Annotated in this window: 2 protein-coding genes; one reads left to right on the top strand and one right to left on the bottom strand. The window is 67.4% G+C overall.

What is annotated here, in order from left to right; all coding sequences use genetic code 11:
- A partial coding sequence (locus OXU42_01590; protein ID MDE0028082.1) for a relaxase domain-containing protein occupies window positions 1-3,250 on the bottom strand: 3,250 nt, incomplete at its 3' end.
- A 409-nt stretch (window positions 3,251-3,659) separates the two neighbouring features.
- Between OXU42_01590 and OXU42_01595 the strand changes: the two genes are divergently transcribed.
- Window positions 3,660-3,965 (top strand): hypothetical protein, encoded by a 306-nt coding sequence (locus OXU42_01595; GenBank protein ID MDE0028083.1) that lies wholly within the window; start codon window positions 3,660-3,662, stop codon window positions 3,963-3,965.
- Window positions 3,966-4,324: the final 359 nt, after the last annotated feature.

Here is a 4,324-nt window from a genome sequence, read left to right on the forward strand (position 1 = left end):
TCAGCGCACCGTGGCGGTCGAGGGTCTCGCGGAAGGCCGGGCTGAGCGCCACCGCATCCCCCTCGCTGCGGGTTCGCCGGCGAAGATCGTCCCAGGCTGCCATGACCTCGGTGCGCTCCGCTGCGAACGCATCTACGGCGGTGCCGTGGCGCCAGCCGTTGACCGCATATTGGATTTCCCGGGCGATGCGCACGATGGCATTGTCGTTCGCTGCCGCCTGTGTTGCCGACACTGTCTGCGACAGTGTCGCAGACACTTGTGCCTCGCCTGCTGCGCGGCCTGCGGCCACCGCGCGGTCCCCGTCTGGCTCTTTCTGCGCTTCGCCGGCACCGCCTTGCCTCGCGCCGGCCGATGATCTGCGGCCGCTGCCGATATCGGCCCGCGCCGCCTCCCTCGCATCCCGCCATGCGCCGTCGGCGATGTAGTCGAGCGCCGCCTCCTTGGGCCGGGAGCGCGACCAGCGTTCGGCCAGATACGCCCGTACCTCGCTGTCCAGCACGGGCCGCTCCGCCTCGTCCTCGGGGAGGCTCTCGGCGATGTCGAAGACGATGGGCGAGCGGTTGACGTAGACGTCGATCCCCTCGCGGTGCCGGGTGGCGGCGGGATAGACGGTCTCGCGCGAGGGCCGGTCGTCGATCAGCAGGAACGCGCGATCCACCGTCAGCCCCTGGGCGGACGCGATGGTCATTGCATAGCCGTAGTCGATGCGGATGTTGTCGTGGTAGTCGCGGATCTCGTCGTGGCGGAACGAGACCCGCCGCCCGTCATCGGTGCGCGCGGTGATGTGAACGGAGACTTCTGCCTCGGGATCGCCCTTGTACGACTCTGAATCCCGCCCGGCGCGACCACTGGCTAGCCAGTTCCGGGCCTTGCGCGTGACCACCGCGCCTTCTACCCGTCGCACCTCGATGTCCTCGACGGTGACGACGGTGCCGTTGAAGAGCTGCTTCTGCCACTGTGTGGCGCCGATGCGGAGCCGGTCGCCGACGGCGATCTCAAGCGGCTCGGTCACCCGCCCGTCAAGGTCGCGGCTGACCTCGATCACCGCGCGCTTGATGTCGGTCCTTTCTCCGAGGACTCGCTCCCGCATGAGCCAGGAGAGCGCCCGCGCTTCTGCCTTCGTGCGTGCCAGCACCACGGCGGATTTGTGGGGCTCGGCGTTGGCGAGCCGCGCCCAGTCGTTGACCAGACCGGTCAGCGTTTTCTCTTCGTCGTAATGAAGATGCAGCCGGCCCCTGAGCTGCCACGCCTCGATGGCCTTCTCCGCTTCGCCGTCCCTGAGCGCCTCCGAGACCGCCACCTGCCACGGCGTGAACAGGGGCTTCTTCTCCATCGCCTCGTAGTCGGCGAGGATTCTTTTTTGCTCTTGCTGGTTGGTCAGTGCGGCTGCAAAGCGCGCCTGCTCCGGCGTCTCCTTGTGGACATGGACCAGCACGTCCTCCAGGTCCGCCTTCTGGCGCCTGATGCGGTCGACGCGCACGCTGCCGGCGACGTCACGGATCAGCCGCAACCCCGGCCCCGCCTCCACCGGCTGCTGCTGGCGGGTGTCGCCGGCGAACACCACCTTGGCCCCGTGGCGCTCGCAGAGTTGCAGGATGTGGTGCGCCTGGCGGGTCGACAGCATCCCCGCCTCGTCCACCACGATCAGGGTGTCGCGGCCGATCTCGAGCTGCCCCTTGGCCGCGAGCTTGAGCAGCTTGTCCACGCAGTAGGGACGCGCGTCGCAGTCGTCGCCGAGCGCCACGGCAGTCCGCCATGCGACGGCGGTGGGCACGATCTCGTAGCCGTGCTCCCTGTGAAGGTCGGTGATGGGCCTGAGCGTGGTGGTCTTGCCCGAGCCCGCCGCCCCCTCGATCACGGCCACACGGCCGCCCATCGCGGTGGCATGGCGAATGGCCATGGATTGCTCCTGGCTCAGCGGATAACCATCAGCCAAGAGCGCCTCCACCTTCTCCTTCACCGCCTGCTCCGGCAGGGCATGTCCTGTGTCGGACGCCATGGCCTCGGCCATGTCCTTCACGGCCTGTTCGAGGCCGAGGTTGTGGCGGGTGGAATAGACTTCGGTGTGGGCCATGCCGGCCAGCGACTCTGCCGTCGGCTTCTTCGGCTCCAGCCGCTCGATCTCGGGGTTGCGGCGCAGGCGCTCGATGGCGGTCTTCAGCGCTTGCGCGCCGATCAGGCCGGCCGCCGCATTCGCCGCCGCCTCCACCATGTCCGGGCGCCGGAACACGGCCTCTTCCCGGGCCAGATGGGCGGGAAGGTCGTCGAGCCGGGCGGTCAGCTCCCGGATTTTCTCCCGCCCGATCTCGACCTCACGGCCGGTCACTGACCGGATCAGCTCTTCGCGCTCGACGAAGCCCTGCGCCTCATCGCGCCAGCGCCCGTGGCGTATCTCGGGATCGTTGTCGTAGGACTTGCCGGCCCTGGTCAGCTTGTTGACCCCGGCCATGCGCGAGGCGTTGCCCCGCGCGGGAATGCCCAGCTCGCCGGCCTTGGCGACGATCGTCTTGCGGCGCTTGGACCAGAAAGCCTGCAGGTCCTCCGGCATGCCCTCGATCCGGGTGAAGGCGGCATCGGGACCGTACTGCTCCATGGTCACGCCGAGACGCTCGCGGAGGTTCCAGGCCAGTGCATTGCGGTAAACCGCGCCCGCAGCCTTGGCCCAGCTGTAGGCCGGATACTGGTGCATGGCCCGCCACTTGCCGTCATCGCGGGTGCGGGCCGCGTTGAAGATGACGCAGTGGGTATGGAGCTGCGGGTCGTTCTCCCGGCTGGTGCCGTGCTGGAACATCGCCACCGGGATATCGGCAGGCAGGACCTTTATCCGCCCCTCCCGGTCTCGGATCCGGGTATAGGAGCAGTAGCGGAGCACCGTCTCTTCCAGCGCCACCCGGGCGGCGTCGTTGTGCGCGTCCTCGATGCGGGCGCGCAACTCGGGATCGGCGACGGCCCAGAGCGCGGACACGCTCTTGTCGGCCGAGAAGGTCATGTCGAGGCCCGCCGAGCGCTGCTCGCTGCCCGCGTTCCTGGTGAGCCTGGTGGAGCCGTCCGGAGCAAAACCGTGATAGAGCCGGTGGAAGTCGCCGGAATCCACCTTGCCGCCGTTCTCGAGTCCGAGCAGGCCCTTCGGGTTGAACCACACCCCGTCCGGCTCCTCGCCTGCCGTATAGTACTCGTTGGGATGGCGGAACGAGCGCTGGCTCTCCAGATAGTATGCGGCGGACGCCGCCTGGGCCAGGGTCGCTACCACTGGCAGCCTCGCACGGCGCCTCGCCTCAACGCAACCCGCCAGACGGGCGACGGCGCCCCGTCCGGCACGGGCATGTCGACGATCTTCATCGGGGGCGAATCTTTCATAAACATCATATCCTTACACGACATACCGGAACGTCCTGCTGTCCACTTCGCTCCACACCGACTATGTATTGTAGCAATATGCACCTTTGGTGCATAGGTGTGACAAGAACCAAACACGAATAAGCGTAGACGGTCAAGGGAGGAGGGAATCAGCGAGGCGTCATGTATCGGATTTGTGTCCCGAACATCGTCGGTGGGAAACCGCTCTTCAAGCGGGAGCGATGACGGTCTTGACGCAGTGGAGGCCGTGGGGGATTATGCGCAACGTTCTGATATCGCTGAACAATGCGAACGGAGGAATCATGGTGGTCAGGCGCTACAACGAGTCGGATGTGGACTTCGAGGCCATCGATGCGGACCTTGCGAAGCTGGCGGCGCCTAAGCTGAGCCTCAAGGATGTTCTGGACCGCTTGCGAGAGCGCATGCTGGAGCAGCGGGCCAGGGGCGTGACGGTGGCGCAGATCCACGAGGTGCTGAAGGCGCGGGGCATCCAGCTGGGCGAGCGCAGTCTCAAGGTATTTCTCGACAAGGGAGAGCTGCCGGGGCGGAAAGCTGCGAAGATGGCGGCGCAGATCGGTGGAGGAGATTCCGGGACAGACGCGTTCTGAGCTGGCGGCAGGCGAAGGCGTGAGAGCGCCGGGCCGGATAGCGAGAGCAAGTGCGTGATGACGGCGAATGCGCCGTGACCGGAACAGGGCGAACGCTCAAAACGACGACGCGGAGCATCGAGCCGGGGGGGTGGCGATGCGTCGTGCGGCGGCGAGCCGCGGATTGCTGTGCCGATAAGCACCTTGTAGGAGGGGTGGCAGGCGAGCGGACGGGCGAAGCCGCGTATGCGGCGAGCCGGACGCGAGGCTGCGGCGGGGCGAGCGACAGGGGTCGTCAACGGGAGCGAGAGGGGCGACGGCTCGGCAGCGGCGAGCCGCCGACGAGCCGGACGCTCAGCGTCGTTGCGCGACGGTGGGTA

It is taken from the genome of Deltaproteobacteria bacterium, assembly GCA_028818775.1.
Classification (GTDB): domain Bacteria; phylum Desulfobacterota; class Binatia; order UBA9968; family JAJDTQ01; genus JAJDTQ01.